The organism is Sphaerobacter sp., from assembly GCF_019683595.1.
Taxonomy (GTDB): domain Bacteria; phylum Chloroflexota; class Chloroflexia; order Thermomicrobiales; family Thermomicrobiaceae; genus Sphaerobacter.
The window spans coordinates 1-15,654 of record NZ_JADGHZ010000075.1; the positions used below are offsets into that span (position 1 = coordinate 1).

A 15,654-nucleotide genomic window follows, 5' to 3' on the forward strand; every position below is an offset into this window, starting at 1 on the left:
GGCCTCCGGGGAGGAGGAGGGGCTCCGGAGGCCGACAGTGGTTGACGCGGGTTGGGGCGCACTGGGGGTGATCCAGGCGCATAGACGTTCAGCGAAGCAGCTTCCCGCGGGCGCGGCGCCAGCCGATCGTCGGCCGGATCGCCGCCCTGCGGCGGCGGGCTAGCGTTCTGGCCCGATTCCGGGCCGTGACGCCCGCCGGGAACCAGACCTGTTCCGGCACGACCCGCAGCCCATTCGGCTGTTGCGACATGGTCCGCCCCTTCCGTGTGGCGCTGCGCGGCCAGGGACCGCGCGTGGTTGCGATCGTGTTCCCTGGCGCCCCGGGTTGATGCCGGTCATCGCTGGGCGCCATCCTCAGCATAGGGCCCGCCGATCAAGCGCCGGTCATCGACCCATGTGCTCACGGTTAACCCGCGATCAACGATCGGTATTCCGCGTCGCCCGCTCTGTATCCGTCTCTCTCCCACCTCTTCATCCCGGACGTGCTACGATTCCTCAGCGTCCGGCTCGGCGGTGAGCCGGGGCCAATGCCAGGGGAGCGATGGGACAGATCATCCCGTTCGAAGAACTGGGCCGGCTGGGAGAACGGCTGCGGGCGGAGGGGAAGCGCGTCGTCTTCACCAACGGGCACTTCGACCTCCTCCACGTCGGCCATCTCCGCTACCTGCAAGCCGCCCGCGCCCTCGGTGACACCCTCGTCGTCGGGGTGAACGACGACGCGGTCACCCGGCAGCGCAAGGGACCGGGCCGGCCGATCGTCCCCGAGGAGGAGCGGGCCGAGCTGCTCGCCGGGCTCGCCTGTGTCGACTACGTGGTCATCTTCCACGAGGAGACCGCCGAGGCCGCGGTCGCGCGCCTTCGTCCCGATGTGTACGTCAAAGGCGGCGACTACGCGCTCGACGAGGCCGAAGAGCGTGCCGGCAAGCAGCCCCTGCCGGAAGCCGCCGTCGTGCGCGGGTACGGCGGCGAGGTCCGCACGGTGCCCCTCGTGCCGGGCCGGTCCACCACCGACATCGTGCGGCGCATCCGCGAGACGTCCGACGCCCGGGAGCGTTAGTCGTGGTCAGCGCGGAGGAGCAGGTCGCGGCGGGATCGTCGGATCGCCAGCGCATCGCCAAGGCCGCCGCGATCATCATGGTCGGGACCGTCCTGAGCCGGATCCTCGGCCTCGCCCGAGAGCAGGTGACCTCCTACCTCTGGGGCACCACCGATCAAGTCGCGGCCTTCACCCTCGCCGACAACATCCACACCATCCTGTTCGACCTGGTCATCAGCGGCATGATGCAGGCCGCACTCGTGCCGGTGCTGAGCGCCTACACCGCGCCGGAGCACCGCGAGGAGCTGCGCCGGATCGTCGGTGCCCTCCTCGTCCTGGCATTGATCGTCATCGGCGGGATCGTCGCGGTCATGATCGTGTTCGCCCCGCAACTGGTATGGCTGATGACCGCCCTCGGGGGCGACACGCAGGTGCACAGCGAGGACACGATCCCGCTCACCATCGAACTGGTGCGCATCATCCTGCCGGCGGTGCTGCTGCTGTCCGTCTCGACGATCCTGATGTCCACACTCTACGCACTGCAGCGCTTCACCCGGCCGGCGTTGTCGCTGGCCGTGCGCAACGCGGCCATCGTTGCCGCCGCCCTGGCGCTGGGCAGGACCGCCTTCGAGATCCGCAGCCTGGCAATCGGGATCGTCGTCGGCGCCTTGCTGCTGATCGCGATTCAGCTTCCGGGTCTGCGCGACGCGATGCCGCGGCCCAACGTCGGCTTCCGTCACCCTGCCATCCGGCGCATCCTGCTCCTCTACCTGCCGATCTTCGTTGGGCTCATCAGCAACACCGTCGCGCTGGTGATCGACCGCAATCTGGCCTTCAACGTCGACGTCCACGCCCTCGGCGCGATGCGCTACGCGACCGCGCTGAACCAGATGATCCTCGGCATCGTCGCGGCGGCGACCTCGCTCGCCGCCCTGCCGACCCTCTCCCGCCACTTCAGCAGCGGCGATGAGGCGGCGTACCAGCGGACGCTGTCCAACGGCCTGAAGATGGTGACGGTCATGGTCGTGCCCGCCACCTTCGGCATGGCCGCGATCGCCTGGCCGGTGGTGGACCTGCTCTTCTTCCACGGCGCCACCGACCTCGAAGGGGCACGAGCGATCCTGATCGCGCTGCTCTGCTACCTGCCGGGCACCTTCTTCGCCGCGTTCGACCAGGTGCTCATCTTCGGCTACTACGCGCGGCAAAACACGCGCACCCCGGTGATCGTCGGCGTGCTCGCGGTCGGGGTCTTCCTGCTGACCGCCCTCTCGCTCGTCGGCCCGCTCGGCATGGCGGGACTGGTACTTGCCAACTCCGCTCAGTTCATGTTCCATGCGATCGTGATGTGGCTGATCATGCGCCGGGCGCTCGGGCAGGTGGGCGACGCCACGGTCGGGCGCACGCTCCGGGTCTGCGTCGTGGTGGGCGCGCTGATGGCGGTCGCGGTGTTCCTCCTGGCGCAGGCGCTCGAAGCGGTGCCGTTGGGGACGGCACCGGGGACGGCGCTCGATCTGGTGCGGCGGCTGATCGCGGTCGCGATCCCGATCGCGACCGGAGCGGCGATCTACGCCGGCGGGCTGCACCTCCTCGGGGTCGACGAGGTGCGCCAGATCTGGCGTGGTGTCATGCGCCGCCTGGGTCGCGCCGCCGCGTAGCGGGCGGACCACCGCCCGGTTCATGTGAAGGGTTGACCAGTGATCGATATCTGGTCGGTAATCCGCTGGGCACACCTGCTGGCCGCCATCGCCTGGATCGGCGGCATGCTCTTCATCCTGATCGTCCTGTTGCCGGTCATGCGCCGCTCCGTGCCGTCCACCGAACGCACGTTGCTCGTGGCCCAGGTCGGCGAGCGCTACGGGGTTCTGTCCTGGGTCGCGCTCAGCATCCTGGTCGTCACCGGCGTGCTGAACGGCGAGCGGCGCAGCGTGGCCTGGTTCCACCTGCTAGACGGCGAGTACGGGCGCACCCTCGCGCTCAAGCTGCTGCTGGTCGCGATCGTCATCCCGATCACGCTGGTGCACGCGTTCTACTACGGACGCCGCATCACCCGGCTCGCGGAGCAGGCCAAGGAATACGGCGACGACCCGGCCTTGGCCGCCGAGCGCCGCCGCCTGCAGCGCATGTCCGGCATCCTCTCGGCCGTCAACCTGCTGCTCAACCTCGCGATCGTTCTCCTGGCCGCGGCGCTCGTCGCCTGACACCGCGTCCGGCGCACCGAGCGACGGTCACGCCAGGCTAGGGCTGGACCGCCGCCGGCTCCTCGGTTACACCGGGCCCCCAGCCGATCGTGAGCAGAAACGCGCCGTCGTCCAGCGCGCGGACGGCATGCGGCACCCGCGTGTCGATGGCGATCACATCGCCCGCCGGGAGCGCATGCTCGGCATCGCCGACCGTGACCATGAACCGGCCGCGGAGGGAGTGGATGGTGATCGGCCCTGGCGCCGTGTGCTCGTCGAGCACCGCGCCACTCAGCATCGTCACCAGCACGACGCGCAGCCGGTCGGCCTTGACCAGCGTCTCCGCCCGCCGCCCGCTCGCACCGGGACCGGGCGTCAGACGATCGATCTCACGAGCCAGTTCGAAATGCCCAAGGATCTCCTGCGCTGCCATCGTCCATGGCCTCCTCTCATGCGGGCAGGAGGGTGGCGGGACGGCGCCGGCGATCGGACAACCATGCCCCGCCAACCATCCGATCATAACGGGACATGCCGCGGAACGCACCTGCTGGCCGTGCTGGGGCACCGGGGCCGCCCAGCCGGCGCGATCAGGCGAGGCGTCCCGCCAGGATGGGTTGGCTCGTGGGGTGGGTGCTGCCGCCAACGGGCTCGACGGTGATGCGAAGCGTCTCGTAAGAGCGGAGCGGTTGGTCCGGCCAAATGGTGAGGAACCCCCGGCCACGCTCGTCGACGGTGAACGTGCCACCGCTGACCCACTGATCACCGTGGGCGAACCAGAGTTGATACACCTGCCCGGGAGCGAGTTGCGGCAGGCCCTGCACGATGAGCCAGGCGAGTCGCCCATCGGGCACGGCGCAGAGCGTGCCTTGCGCCGAATTCCCGGGCGTCGACGCCACCAGGTCATACCAGCTCAGCGGGCCGGAAGCAGTCCGCGCGGACCGTGGCGGCTCGGCAGCGCCCCGGGCGTCGGACAGGCGCTGCCACAGGACGAGGTTGCTCCCGGTGAGGACGAGGATGAGCAGAACGGCGGCGGCCAGCCAGCGGCGGGCCGGTGCGACAAACGGCCACGGGGCAGGCCGGAGCGCGCCGAGCACCCGCCGGCGCAGCCGCGCCGGTGGGGGCCGGTCGGGAACGGAGAGCGCCAGCCAGTCGACGATGCGCGCGTAGTCCGCCTGCTCATGGCGGCAGCGCCGGCAGGTCGACAGGTGCCGTTCGACGGCCTCCGCCTCACCCGGGTCCAGCGCATCGAGCGCGGCCAAGGGCAAGAGGAGGCGGATCGGCTCGCACCCTGCCACATGTTCCGAGTTGTCCGGGCCTCGGGCGTCGCGTCGGTCCACATGCCCGTCCCATAGGGGTACACCGACTGAGGGGCACCCCGTGCTGTGCCCGTCGGGAATACGCGGGGCCGTACAGCCCGGATTGTGCCCGCGGGGACAGGCTCAGATGGCGCGAGCAACGAGGATGCCGAGGAGTACCGCGACCAGCCCGCCGAGGATGCTGGTAGTCACGTACAGCCCGCCGTGCCAGTGGCTCCCATTCGTGATCAGGCGGGCAGTTTCCCAAGAAAAGGTCGAGAAGGTGGTAAAGGCGCCCAGGAACCCCGACGCAGCCAGCAGGCGGGCCTCCGCCGGCAGCATGGCACGCTCGGCCACCAGCGTGAGGATGAAGCCAAGCAGAAACGAGCCGACGAGGTTGACCACCAGCGTGCCGTAGGGGAAGTGCGCTCCCCAGCGCAGTGAGGCCCACTCGCTGACGGCCACCCGTGCCACGGCACCGAACGCTCCGCCCACCGCCACCCAGAGGTACTGCATCGTCGACCCTCCTTGGCGCGCGGCGCCGGGCTCGCCTGCCGCGCCGTCGCTAGGCCGGGTACACCGCCAGCGCCATGCCGTCGAAGTAGCCCCAGGAGCGCAGGAAATCGTCCCAGGCGAAGCTACGGTGTGCCCCGTCTCCCGGGTCGGCGACGTACACGCGCTCGGCATCGTAGCCGTAGACGACGACGGTGTGCTCCTCCGGCACGAGGACGAACCGCTCTCCGTCGTGCCACGCGTAGCCACGCTGCTGGACCGACGTTCGGTTCGTGATCCAGGCGATCACCGGTCGCCCCTGGTCGAGCTGCTGCCGCAGCAGGTCGGCATCGCCCTGGGCGTAGAACACCTCGCCGACGAACCCGTAGCGCTGGAGGATCTCTGCCAGCGGCTCGGCGTAGACGCCGTAGTCGCGCGTGCCGCCGAAGGCGCCAAAAATATTACCCCGGAATCCGCGGTGGGGGTTAGGATGGGACGGCAGGTTCTCGATGAAGACCCACTCCGAGACCGGGCTACCCCAGTAGGCGGTCGTAATACTCGCGGCGGCCGCCTCGGAGCTGAGGGGCAGCGACTGACGTGCCACCGGCATGCCCTGGAGCATCACCGCGTCGTCCTCCGCCGCCGCGGGCGCAACCTCCGAGGCATCCGTGCCGGCCGCGGGGATCTGAAGCAGCGAGCCGGCCAGGAGCTGGTTCGGGTCGGCGATCGCGTTGGCGTGTGCGATCAACTCGACGGTCGTCCCGTACGTCGCCGCGATCTCACCCAGCGTCTCCCCGGGAACGACGAGATGCAACGACGGCACCGCGGGCTGCACTTCCCGCGCGGACGGCTCCGTGGCGGTCGACTCCGACGCGGATGGCTCCGTTACAGCCGCTTCCGGCTCGGGCGGCTCCGACACCTCAGGCTGCGCGGGCGGGATGAGCAGGACCGCCCCGACCGTGATCAGGTCCGGGTCCGCGATGCCATTGGCCGCCACGATGGCATCCACCGTGACGCCGAACTGCTGGGCGATGGCGAAGAGGGTGTCTCCCGGTTGGACTTCGTAGCGTGCGGCCGCCGTGTCCGGGTCGAGGGTGGTATCGGGCTCGATCGTCAACGTGGTGCCCGCGAGGATGAAGTCCGGGTCGGGGATGCCGTTGATCGTCGCCAGTTGGGGAACGGTGGTGCCGTACTGGAGCGCGATTTCGGACAGCGTGTCGCCCGGCTGCACGTCGTGGGTGACGGCCGCGCCCACGCTCTGCGCGCCCGCGATCAGCGCACCAGCGACCAGGGCGGAAGCCGCCCCACCCTTCCGCCACCGGGACGACCGGCGCCGTGCCCGCGGCTGGCGACCGAAGTGGTGGACACCCGGCGCGGGGCGCGCACCCCGCGTCTCGACCATCGTGCCCTCACCCCGGCTGCGGATGCGCGCGGCGTAGAGGGACACGAGGTCACGCTCTTCTTCGAGCGGCTCGTTCGCCATGCTGACCATCTCCGTTCCCTGCCGGGCTCGTTGACCGTACGCCATGTACGTACATCTGGCACGAGTGTAGCAGCGAACCCGCCCCCGGACAAGACCAGCGATGACCATGAGGCACGGAAATCCTGACCGTGCCAGCGCCGCGCCCTACGCGCGGGCACCACCCGGCCCCCGCGAAAGAACGCCCCTCTCCCAACGTTGGGAGAGGGGCCGGGGGTGAGGGCCGACATCGCGCATCAGGTCCGCACCTTCTCACTCACCGCGAGATGGGCGTCACCAACGGCTACCCGCGCGTCAGCACCTCGACACCCTGGGGACCGGCCACGACAACCTCGTGGGCGATACCGATGAAGAGGCCGTGTTCGATCACCCCGGTGATGGTCTTGATCTCGGTCGCGAGCGCGGCGGGGTTGGCGATGGGGCCGAAGTCGACGTCGAGGATGTAGTTGCCGTTGTCCGTGACGAAGGGCTCGCCTTCGGGTGGAACCGACCGCAGCGCGACCCGCCCGCCAAGCGCCTCCAGCGCCTGGGCGGGAACACGCCAGCCGAAGGGAACGACCTCCACCGGCACCGCGAAGCGGCTGCCGAGCCGGTCAACCAGCTTGGTGTCGTCGACGACGATCACCTCGCGCTCCGACGCGACCGCCACCAGCTTCTCCCGCAGCAGCGCACCGCCGTGCCCCTTGAGCACGTCCAGCGTGCCGACCGCGACCTCGTCGGCGCCGTCGATGGTGACGTCGATGCGGGTGGCGTCTTGCAGATCGATCAGCGGGATGCCCAGCGAACGGGCCAGTCGCTCCGAGCGCAGCGACGTGGGTACCCCCACGATACGCAGGCCGTCTTTCACCCGCTCCGCCAGCGCCTGAATCACGCACTCGGCGGTGGAACCGGTGCCGAGTCCCACCACCGCACCGTCCTGCACGGCGGACGCGGCGCGCTCGGCCGCCGCCCGCTTGCGCCGCGCCTGCTCATCTCCCTCCGGCGGCACTCCGTCATCCTCTCCTCGCCCACTCACACGATGCGCGCGGGCACCTCACGCCCGCGCGTCATCGGGGATGGCTCACACTCTACCCACCCCGCACGATGCGGGTGGCTTCCTCGACGATCCGATCCGCGGTCAGGCCGTACTCGCGGAGCAACTCCTCGCCCGTGCCGGACTGGGCATAGGTGTCATCCAGGTCCACAAAGCCCATGCGGCAGGGATGCAGCCGCGCGACCGCCATGGCCACGACGCTGCCCAGCCCGCCATGGTGCAGGTGCTCCTCGGCGACCACGATTCCACCGGTCTCGCGCGCCGCGGCCGCGACTGCGGCCTCGTCCAGCGGCTTGACCGTGTGCATGTCGAGCACACGTGCCTCGATGCCCTGTCCTGCCAGGCGCGCGGCCGCGTCGAGCGCCGCGGCAACCATCAGCCCGTTGGCGATGATGGTCACGTCGCCGCCCTCGCGCACCGTGATCGCCTTCCCGATCTCGATCTGAACGTTTTCATCGTAGACCACGGGGACGTTCGGCCGCCCGACACGGAGGTACGTGGGGCCGTCGTAGGCGATCATCGCGCGGGTCGCGGCTCGCGCGGCGTGCTCGTCGGCCGGCACCAGCACCACCACGCCCGGCAGCGCGCAGGCGAGCGCCACGTCCTCGATCGCCATCTGCGACGGTCCGTCCTCACCGATGCTGATCCCCGCGTGGCTGCCGACCAGCTTGACGTTCAGGTGCGGGTAGGCCACGCCCATGCGGATCTGGTCGTAGGCATTGCAGAGCAGAAATGCGGCGAAGCTGGCAGCCACCGGAATCTTGCCGTTGGCAGCGAGCCCGGAGGCCACGCCGACCAGGTTCGATTCCGCGATGCCGACGTCGAAGAAGCGATCGGGGAACTCCTTGCCGAACCACTCCGTGCGGGTGGAGTTGGACACGTCGCCGTCGACCACCACCACCGCCGGGTTCTCCCGGCCGATGTCGCGCAGCGCCTCACCGAAGGCGTCGCGCGTGGCCTTCCCCATCTTCAAGCCGACCTCGGTGCCCAGGTTCATCCCAGCTCCTCCAATGCCTCCGCAAGCTTGTCCTTCGGGAGGGCCCGCCCATGCCAGGTGTAGTCCTCTTCGAAGATCTTGAGCCCCTTACCCTTGATGGTGTGGGCGATGATCACCACCGGGCCGCTCTTCTCATCACGCGCCGCGATCAACGCGTCGCGGACCTGCTCGAGGTCGTGCCCGTCGATCTCCAGGACCTTCCAGCCGAAGGCTGCCCACTTGTCGTCATACAGCGCCGGGTCAGTGACCTTGGACACCGCGCTCGTCTGCTGGTAGCGGTTGTTGTCGACGATGGCGATCAGGTTGCCCACCTTCTGGTTCGCCGCGGCCATCGCCGCCTCCCAGACCTGACCTTCTTCGATCTCGCCGTCGCCGAGCATCACGTAGACCTGGTAGTCACGGCCGTCCAGGCGCGCCGCCAGGGCGTGCCCGAGGCCGATCGACAGCCCTTGTCCCAGGCTGCCGGTGGACGCCTCGACGCCCGGCAGCCGCCGCATGTTGGGGTGCCCTTCGAGCGGGCTTCCCAGCTTCCGGAGTGTCTTGAGTTCGTCCTTCGGGAAATACCCTGCCTCGGCCAGCACCGCGTACAAGATCGGCGCGGCGTGCCCTTTGGAGAGGATGAAGCGGTCGCGGTCGGGCCAGTGCGGCTGCTGCGGGTTGTAGCGCAGGATGCCACCGAAGTAGAGCTGCGTCAGGATCTCGACAGCCGAAAACGAACTGCTCGGGTGGCCCGATCCCGCCTCGGTCGTCATGATGAGCACTTCGCGACGCAGCCGGCGAGCCAGATCCCGCAGTTCGTCCAGGTTGGCCGTCGCGGGCTGTGCCTGCGCGCTCGCGTGCTGATCACCCATCGAAAGAACCTCCTTTAGTCGACCTCGTGCACGGTCCCCCGTCAATCCTTGCACAAGCTGGACCGCGAGGCGCCGGCCCGCCGGCTGGCGGGTGGCCGCCGGGGATCATCGTCGTTTCGCTGGTTTGGCGCAAGAGTCCACGGAGCGCGGGTTTCCTCCGCAAGCGCCCTCGGTCCGGCGCATCGCCACCCTCGCCGCGAATGCGCTCGCCCGTCCGGAAAGGGTGGCGTATCCTTTCATTGCGACATTCAGGGCACGTTCCATTCTACCAAGGGATTGCCGTGACCGAGATCATCGCCACTGTGTCGAGCAAGGGTCGGATCACCATCCCAGCCGCGGTCCGCCGACACCTCGGAGTCGCCCCGGGCACCAGAATAGCCTTCGACATCCGTGACGAGGGCGCCGTCAGCATGCGGCGGGCAGCGTACCCGAGCATCGCGAGCCTCTGAGGAGCGGCCGGGACGCTCCGCGAGCCGATGGCCTGGCGCGACGTGCGTCGTATCGCCCGTGAGGACGCGCTTTCCGCCGGTCACCCAGAGCCACGATGAGCGCCCCGCTCGTCGATTCCGACTCGACATCCGCGTCTCTACCGGTCACGATTTACGCTTCAGGTCCGCAGACCGGTGCCCGCTCCGCCCATCTCGCCATCACTCCGCACACCCCGCCGCACGGTACAGGGTCAGGCCCTCCCTGCTCGCGACGACGGTCGCGCCGGGGTAGCCCGCGGCATCGGGCGCGGCGTCGCTCGGCAGCACGGCGTAGCACGTGCCGGGCGGGGCGGGAGGCGGCGCCCAGTACTCGACCGCACCCTGACCGTAGACCGTGTGCCCGTTGCGCTGCAGGATCGCGCCCAGCAGGGCGAGTGCGATCGGGTCGGCGTCGAGGCGTGGCAGATCGACCGCGGCACCGTCCGGGACCGCCTCGGCCAGCTCCCAGAGCCATGGATCGGGCGCGACCGTGATGACGTAGTCGGGCGGCGCGGCCAGTTCGATCTGGAGCTCCGGGAAGTCCTCCACTCGGCGGAGCAGTGCGTCCCGCTCTGCCGCTGACGAGGTATCCGCGTGGTAGAGGACGGCCCGGACACCGACGCCCTGCAGGAGCCGGATCGTCTCGCGCGACGGGAAGTCGTGCATGGCGTCGCGGAGCGGGTAGTAGGCGGGTGGCGCGAAGCTGCTGTACCCGTTGACGAGCGGCGCCCAGTGGAAGGTCGACCAGAAGTTCGGCCAGGCCGAGGAGATCAGCCCCTCCCCCATCGGCAACTCGAGCGCGGGCACGCGATGTTCCGCCAGCCATTCGTAGTCCGCCCGGCGCGCCTCGGCGGCCGTGGCGGGTAACGGATCAGGCAGCGGCCAGGCCATCGCACCCTCAGCCAGGATACCGACCGCCAGGATGCCCGCCAGCGTCGCTGCCGCCAGGTGTCGACTGACGTCGCTTCGCGCCAGCATCGTCAGTCGCTGCTGGAGGAGAGCAACGCCCAACCCGGCCAGGGCTGCCAGCCCGACCGGCGCCAGCAGGCCGCCGAGCCGCGCCGGGACGCGCACGGCCTTGAAGCCGGGCACCAGCTCGTAGGCCAGCCGGTACGGCAGCGGCACGCTCCGTCCCCCGATCTCGACTTCCGGACCGAAGCTGAGCACCAGCGACCCAACCACGACGATCAGGAGCATCCAGCGCTCCCAGCCGAGGCGCCGGTACGCCAGCCCGATCAGCGCCAGGGCGACCAGCAGTACACCGGGGAAGAGATCCTGCTCCAGGTGGCGGTGGTATCGCTCGCTCAGCAGGCCGCCATAGAGCCGGTTGTATGGGTGCACTGCCAGGTAGTCGCTCGCCTGGGCGCTCCACTTCACCACCTCGCCCATCGTCCGCTGGATGCCGAGTTCGGTGTTGACCTCAAGATAGGGGAGCAGCGTCGGAAGCAGCACCAGCATGGCGAGCGCACACGCCGCGGCGATCTTGGCCGTCGCGATCAGGCTGGCACGCGTCGGATGCCAGAGCAGGTAGGTACCGACGACGAAGCCCAACAGCGGGACGAGGAACATCAGGTAGTAGACGCCGAACAGCCCCTGCACCACGATCACCGCGCCCAGCGCAATCGCCCAGCGGAACGAATTGCCACACAGCGCCCGGCGCGCGGTGAGCACCGCCAGCGGCAGCCACTGCGCCGAGAGCAGGTTCAGGTGTTCCAGGTGGGCCATGCGCGCCGGCAGGTAGGCGTAGGCCACGCCAGCCACCACCCCGGCTAGCCGGCTGCCGGTCAGGTCGACCACCAGCAGGTACATGGCGAACCCGCTCAGCGTCAGCGCCAGCAGCACCGCGAGGTTGTCGGCCAGAATGACGTTGCCGGTCGCCAGCAGCACGGGGGCCACGAGGGCGGCCTGCCCGAAGAGATGGTCGGCAAAGGCCAGCGTGTTCCGGTAGGGATAGAAGATGTTGGCGTCGAAGACCCGCAGCGGGTCGGTGCGCCAGGCATGGACGTCCCAGGCCATGGTCCAGGCCTGGAAGACGGGGTCGCCCCAGCTCAGCAGGGTGTGCGACAGGTCGGTCGCCAGCGGCCAGGTCATAGCGACCGCCAGCGCGCCGAAGAAGACAAGCACGCCGACGTGGGAGGCGACGCGCCGCCACCTCGTAGCCGGTTGGGACGGCTCATCCGTCGCGCGCGGCGCGCCGCCGATCTGGATCTCCATCGGGTCTCAGCGGTTCTTCCACTCAGGCGCCCGCTTCTCCAGGAAGGCGCACATACCCTCCTGGGCGTCCGCGGCTAGGGCGTTGAGTGACATCACTTCCTTAGCGTAGGCGTACGCCTGCGGCTGGGCCATCTCAAGCTGGCGATAGAACGCCTGCTTGCCGATGCCGACGACGAAGCCGCTGGCCGCCGCGATCTTCTCCGCCAACGCCCGCGTCTCGTCCGCCAGCCGCTCGGCCGGAACCACCCGGTTGACCAGCCCCGCCGCCTGTGCCTCGCCGGCTGAGATCGGTTCGCCGGTCAGCAGCATCTCCAGGGCCTTCTTCCGCCCCACCGCGCGGCTGAGCGCCACCATCGGCGTCGAGCAGAAGAGCCCGATCTTCACGCCCGGGGTGGCGAAGCGCGCGTCCTCGGCGGCGACAACGAGGTCACAGGTCGCCACCAACTGGCAGCCGGCGGCCGTCGCGATTCCCTGCACCTGGGCGATGACCGGCTGCGGGATACCCTGAATCGTCTCCATCAACCGTGTGCAGACATCGAAGACATGCCGGTAGAACGCCGGGTCGCCCCCGACCATCTCTCGCAGGTCGTGCCCGGAGCAGAATGCCGGGCCGTTACCCCGCAGGATCACCACGGCGACGTCCTGACGCTCGCCGATCGCCGTGAAGCAGTCGATCAGCTCCTGCATGTGGTCGACCGAAAGGGCGTTGCGCTTCTCCGGCCGGTTCATCGTGACGTAGGCGATCGGCCCCTCAGTCTCCATGAGCACGTAGCGGTACGACTGCGCCGGTGCGGTGGTCATGGCCAGTCTCCCTTCGTCGTTGGCTGGGACGTTGGCTCTATCGTACGTCAGCCCCGGCGCTGGGCGCTACGCACCGGCGCCGCCGGACGTAGACGTCCATGAGGTGCTCGAGCGCGGCGGCAGGGTCGTCGGTCAGGCCGACGTGGACCGGGGAGGGCTGGATCATCGTGCTTCGGGGTGCGGTCAACCAGTGGAAGCGCTCGCTTGGGGGCAGGGTCGCCACCGGACCGGCGTCGGGAACGCCGGCGCTGATGCGCTGGAGATTCCGCAGGTGCCGCACGACCAGGTCCAGGTCGAGGTCTGGCGCGAGGGCACGCACGCGGTCGCGATCAACCTCGATCCGCGTCTCGAGGAACCCGAATGTGCGCGCGAAGAGGATGACGCCGACGTTGACGAACTCGCCGCGCGTCACACACGGCACGAGGCGGATGATGGCGTAGCTATACGACGCGGTGGGTGGTGCGAGGCACATAGGTGACCGGCCCTCGCTTCTGCGCCTCGACCGCCTCCTCCAGCCAGCGCCGGGGGCCGTTGAGGCGCTCGCTCAGATACGTGACATAGGCCGCCCGGTGTGCGGCCAGATCAGGAAACTCCGGCTCGTCGCCGAGCCATTCGTCCGGCACGGCCGCCACGACCCGCTGCAGCGCCTCCTCGGTTAGCAGCGGGCGCAGGCGCTCATCGGCGGCGCGCAGATCACCGGCCAGGCCGAGCAGGACATGCTCCCGGATCTGCGGGAAGGGTGACTGGATGCGGTCCCGCCAACCCTGCCAGCGGTGGTGGAAGTAGAGCGCGGCGCCGTGGTCGATCATCCAGAGGCGTTCCTGCCACACCAGCAGGTTCACGTTGCGCGCCGTGCGGTCGACGTTGGTGATCAACGCATCGAACCAGATGATGGCCGCCGCCAGCTCCGGCGACACCCAGGTGTCCACCGCCGGGTCAAACGCCAGCGCGCCCGGCAGGTAGGCCAGCCCGAAGTTGGCCCCGACGCTGCCCCGCAGGATGTCCTGAATCTCCGGGTCGGGCTCGCTGCGGCCAAACTCGGCGTCGAGCATCACGATCGCGGGCGACGGGATCGGCAGATCGAGCGTGAGCGCGAGTCCGGCGGCGATCGCTTCCGCCACCAGCGCCTTGGCACCCTGCCCGGCGCCTCGGAACTTGACCACGAACGGCCCCGCGCCGTCGGTATCGACCACGGCCGGGAGCGACCCGCCCTCGCGCAGCGGGACGGCATAGCGCACGCCGCGCACACACGGGATCAACGGACTCGATGTGCTAGTCGATTCGCGGCCCACGCCGCTACCTCCCGCCCGCCGAACCGGCGTGAGCCGGCCCGGAATCGTCCACGTCGATCCATGCAAGTCTACACGCTGGCACGCCTCCGCCGCGCAACCATTCCGCTCTTGCTCCGTTGCTCAAGACGGGGTATTGTCGGCATCCACCAGCACGTTGAGTACGTTCGCATGGTGGATGGAGTGAAGGAGGGCTCTTGACCAAGGGGAGGATTACGCGACTGCGGCTCGTGGTAGGACTCTTCGTCCTGCTGACCGCCGTCGTCCCGGTCGCGGTCGGGGCCGCGCCGGGGCAGTCCGCCGACGGGGGAGCGGCGGAGATGCTCGCCACTCCGACGAGCATGGGGCCGGCCACCTTCCGAGTCTACGCACACCGCGAGGGCTTGGTCGGTCACACCACAGCCAACGGCCACGTCATCCAGGAGAACGACCGCTTCGTCGCGCTGCCCTGCCGGTGCGTCCTGTCGTCCAAGGACGGCCATGAGTTCCAGGTGAAGATCGAATACAAGGGCCGCACGGCGATCGTGCCGGTCTGGGACGTCGGCCCTTGGAACATCGACGACAACTACTGGGATCCGCCGGAGAAGCGTCGCTACAGCGACATCCCGCAAGGAGTGCCGCAGGCTGCTGCCGCCTACTACAACGGGCACAACGGTGGCCGCGACGGGAAGGGACGCGAGGTACGCAGCCCTGCCGGGATCGACATCGCCGATGGCACCTTCTGGCAGGACCTCGGCATGACCGATTCCGACTGGGTGACGGTCACGTTCCTCTGGATGCAGCCCGAGGAGCCCGAATTGCCGCCGCTGCCGGAGGGCTACGAGCACCTGCAGACCATCAAGTTCGGCGAGCGGCCGCCGCTCGACCGGGTCGAGCCGAGCGGTGAGCCGGGGTCGGTCTACATTCCGCAGACCGGACACAACATCATCAAGCCGATCGCCGACTACTGGTACGCCAACGGTGGCTGGCGCAACATCGGCTTGCCGCTGACCGAGCTGTTCCGTGAGGTGACGGGCGACGGCCGCGTCCGGCTGGTGCAGTACTTCGAGCGGCAGATCCTCGAACTGGTCGTGCAGCCGGACGGTTCAACGATGGTGCAGTCCGACCTGATCGGTTACGCGGCGTTCGCGCCGCAGGAAGCACGCGCGCCGATCGCGCCCTTCGAGAGCAACGCCGATCACTGGTACTTCCCGGAGACGCAGCACTCGCTGAGCTTCGGCTTCAAGCAGGAGTGGCTCGAACACGGCGGCATCCGGGCCTTCGGCTACCCGATCACCGAGGAGTTCTCCGGCGTGACGCCGGACGGCCGGCGCTACGTGGCGCAGATCTTCGAGCGGGCACGCTTCGAGTGGTGGCCTGACAAGGTCGGCACATCCGAAGAGATCACCTACGGCCTGCTCGTCACCGAGCTCCTGCGCCAGGCTGGCTGGGTTTCGTAGCACGAGCACCCCCACGGCCCGGCCCCCCGGCCCGGGGGGGCCCGGGGGCGGCCGGGCCGGGGCCCCCCCCCCGCGGGGGGGTT

General features: G+C 69.4%; 17 protein-coding genes. 5 read left to right on the top strand and 12 right to left on the bottom strand.

Translation table 11 applies throughout. The features are described 5' to 3' along the window. Window positions 1–88 precede the first annotated feature (88 nt). A complete protein-coding gene (locus IRZ30_RS09525) occupies window positions 89–250 on the bottom strand; it encodes a hypothetical protein (protein WP_294084755.1) in 162 nt (53 codons plus the stop codon). A gap of 291 nt (window positions 251–541) precedes the next feature. Between IRZ30_RS09525 and IRZ30_RS09530 the strand changes: the two genes are divergently transcribed. Genes IRZ30_RS09530 through IRZ30_RS09540 form a run of 3 tightly spaced genes read left to right on the top strand, consistent with a single transcriptional unit; the run spans window position 542 to window position 3,234 of the window. Next, on the top strand, window positions 542–1,057 hold the full coding sequence (locus IRZ30_RS09530; protein ID WP_294084756.1) for an adenylyltransferase/cytidyltransferase family protein: 516 nt from the start codon (window positions 542–544) through the stop codon (window positions 1,055–1,057). A gap of 2 nt (window positions 1,058–1,059) precedes the next feature. Then, a complete protein-coding gene (murJ, locus tag IRZ30_RS09535; RefSeq protein WP_294084757.1) occupies window positions 1,060–2,691 on the top strand; it encodes a murein biosynthesis integral membrane protein MurJ in 1,632 nt (543 codons plus the stop codon). A gap of 39 nt (window positions 2,692–2,730) precedes the next feature. Continuing rightward, complete coding sequence (locus tag IRZ30_RS09540; protein WP_294084758.1) at window positions 2,731–3,234, top strand: DUF4149 domain-containing protein; 504 nt, start codon at window positions 2,731–2,733, stop codon at window positions 3,232–3,234. A 37-nt stretch (window positions 3,235–3,271) separates the two neighbouring features. Here the strand turns inward: IRZ30_RS09540 and IRZ30_RS09545 are convergent, their stop codons facing one another. The 7 genes from IRZ30_RS09545 to IRZ30_RS09575 all read right to left on the bottom strand — a co-directional run bounded on the left by IRZ30_RS09545 (window position 3,272) and on the right by IRZ30_RS09575 (window position 9,361). Beyond that, window positions 3,272–3,646, bottom strand: a complete 375-nt coding sequence (locus IRZ30_RS09545; RefSeq protein ID WP_294084759.1) for a cupin domain-containing protein — start codon at window positions 3,644–3,646, stop codon at window positions 3,272–3,274. Window positions 3,647–3,800: 154 nt separating this feature from the next. After that, window positions 3,801–4,550: an anti-sigma factor gene (locus IRZ30_RS09550; RefSeq protein WP_294084760.1), complete on the bottom strand. Its 750-nt coding sequence runs from the start codon at window positions 4,548–4,550 to the stop codon at window positions 3,801–3,803. Between the two features lie 102 nt (window positions 4,551–4,652). Beyond that, window positions 4,653–5,024: a fluoride efflux transporter CrcB gene (gene crcB / locus IRZ30_RS09555; protein ID WP_294084761.1), complete on the bottom strand. Its 372-nt coding sequence runs from the start codon at window positions 5,022–5,024 to the stop codon at window positions 4,653–4,655. Window positions 5,025–5,073: 49 nt separating this feature from the next. Then, the gene (locus IRZ30_RS09560; protein ID WP_294084762.1) at window positions 5,074–6,483 is read right to left on the bottom strand and encodes a LysM peptidoglycan-binding domain-containing protein; all 1,410 of its coding nucleotides are present in this window, start codon (window positions 6,481–6,483) and stop codon (window positions 5,074–5,076) included. A gap of 280 nt (window positions 6,484–6,763) precedes the next feature. Then, the gene (gene rpiA, locus IRZ30_RS09565; RefSeq protein WP_294084763.1) at window positions 6,764–7,468 is read right to left on the bottom strand and encodes a ribose-5-phosphate isomerase RpiA; all 705 of its coding nucleotides are present in this window, start codon (window positions 7,466–7,468) and stop codon (window positions 6,764–6,766) included. Between the two features lie 79 nt (window positions 7,469–7,547). Next, window positions 7,548–8,510, bottom strand: coding sequence for a transketolase C-terminal domain-containing protein (locus IRZ30_RS09570; RefSeq protein WP_294084764.1), 963 nt, complete (start codon window positions 8,508–8,510; stop codon window positions 7,548–7,550). Then, complete coding sequence (locus IRZ30_RS09575; RefSeq protein WP_294084765.1) at window positions 8,507–9,361, bottom strand: transketolase; 855 nt, start codon at window positions 9,359–9,361, stop codon at window positions 8,507–8,509. Before IRZ30_RS09575 ends, IRZ30_RS09570 begins: the two co-directional genes overlap by 4 nt. A gap of 281 nt (window positions 9,362–9,642) precedes the next feature. Between IRZ30_RS09575 and IRZ30_RS09580 the strand changes: the two genes are divergently transcribed. Next, on the top strand, window positions 9,643–9,810 hold the full coding sequence (locus tag IRZ30_RS09580) for a type II toxin-antitoxin system PrlF family antitoxin (RefSeq protein WP_294084766.1): 168 nt from the start codon (window positions 9,643–9,645) through the stop codon (window positions 9,808–9,810). A 198-nt stretch (window positions 9,811–10,008) separates the two neighbouring features. Here IRZ30_RS09580 and IRZ30_RS09585 read toward each other — a convergent pair whose 3' ends face one another. The 4 genes from IRZ30_RS09585 to IRZ30_RS09600 are packed head-to-tail and all read right to left on the bottom strand — an operon-like array spanning window position 10,009 to window position 14,090. After that, window positions 10,009–12,042 carry a hypothetical protein gene (locus IRZ30_RS09585; protein WP_294084767.1) on the bottom strand — a complete coding sequence of 678 codons (2,034 nt, stop codon included), beginning with the start codon at window positions 12,040–12,042 and terminating at the stop codon, window positions 10,009–10,011. Between the two features lie 6 nt (window positions 12,043–12,048). Then, window positions 12,049–12,843, bottom strand: coding sequence for an enoyl-CoA hydratase (locus tag IRZ30_RS09590; RefSeq protein ID WP_294084768.1), 795 nt, complete (start codon window positions 12,841–12,843; stop codon window positions 12,049–12,051). Window positions 12,844–12,880: 37 nt separating this feature from the next. After that, the gene (locus IRZ30_RS09595) at window positions 12,881–13,315 is read right to left on the bottom strand and encodes a DUF3037 domain-containing protein (protein ID WP_294084769.1); all 435 of its coding nucleotides are present in this window, start codon (window positions 13,313–13,315) and stop codon (window positions 12,881–12,883) included. Then, window positions 13,284–14,090: a HipA family kinase gene (locus tag IRZ30_RS09600; RefSeq protein WP_294084770.1), complete on the bottom strand. Its 807-nt coding sequence runs from the start codon at window positions 14,088–14,090 to the stop codon at window positions 13,284–13,286. Before IRZ30_RS09600 ends, IRZ30_RS09595 begins: the two co-directional genes overlap by 32 nt. A 239-nt stretch (window positions 14,091–14,329) precedes the next feature. Between IRZ30_RS09600 and IRZ30_RS09605 the strand changes: the two genes are divergently transcribed. Then, complete coding sequence (locus tag IRZ30_RS09605) at window positions 14,330–15,571, top strand: SH3 domain-containing protein (RefSeq protein ID WP_294084771.1); 1,242 nt, start codon at window positions 14,330–14,332, stop codon at window positions 15,569–15,571. Window positions 15,572–15,654: the final 83 nt, after the last annotated feature.

Excerpts from the sequence above, each read along its gene's own strand:
- IRZ30_RS09525 (WP_294084755.1), bottom strand. The coding sequence starts at position 250 with ATGTCGCAACAGCCGAATGGGCTGCGGGTCGTGCCGGAACAGGTCTGG.
- IRZ30_RS09530 (WP_294084756.1), top strand. The coding sequence starts at position 542 with ATGGGACAGATCATCCCGTTCGAAGAACTGGGCCGGCTGGGAGAACGG.
- IRZ30_RS09545 (WP_294084759.1), bottom strand. The coding sequence starts at position 3,646 with ATGGCAGCGCAGGAGATCCTTGGGCATTTCGAACTGGCTCGTGAGATC.
- crcB (WP_294084761.1), bottom strand. The coding sequence starts at position 5,024 with ATGCAGTACCTCTGGGTGGCGGTGGGCGGAGCGTTCGGTGCCGTGGCA.
- IRZ30_RS09560 (WP_294084762.1), bottom strand. The coding sequence starts at position 6,483 with ATGGCGAACGAGCCGCTCGAAGAAGAGCGTGACCTCGTGTCCCTCTAC.
- IRZ30_RS09570 (WP_294084764.1), bottom strand. The coding sequence starts at position 8,510 with ATGAACCTGGGCACCGAGGTCGGCTTGAAGATGGGGAAGGCCACGCGC.
- IRZ30_RS09575 (WP_294084765.1), bottom strand. The coding sequence starts at position 9,361 with ATGGGTGATCAGCACGCGAGCGCGCAGGCACAGCCCGCGACGGCCAAC.
- IRZ30_RS09585 (WP_294084767.1), bottom strand. The coding sequence starts at position 12,042 with ATGGAGATCCAGATCGGCGGCGCGCCGCGCGCGACGGATGAGCCGTCC.
- IRZ30_RS09590 (WP_294084768.1), bottom strand. The coding sequence starts at position 12,843 with ATGACCACCGCACCGGCGCAGTCGTACCGCTACGTGCTCATGGAGACT.
- IRZ30_RS09595 (WP_294084769.1), bottom strand. The coding sequence starts at position 13,315 with ATGTGCCTCGCACCACCCACCGCGTCGTATAGCTACGCCATCATCCGC.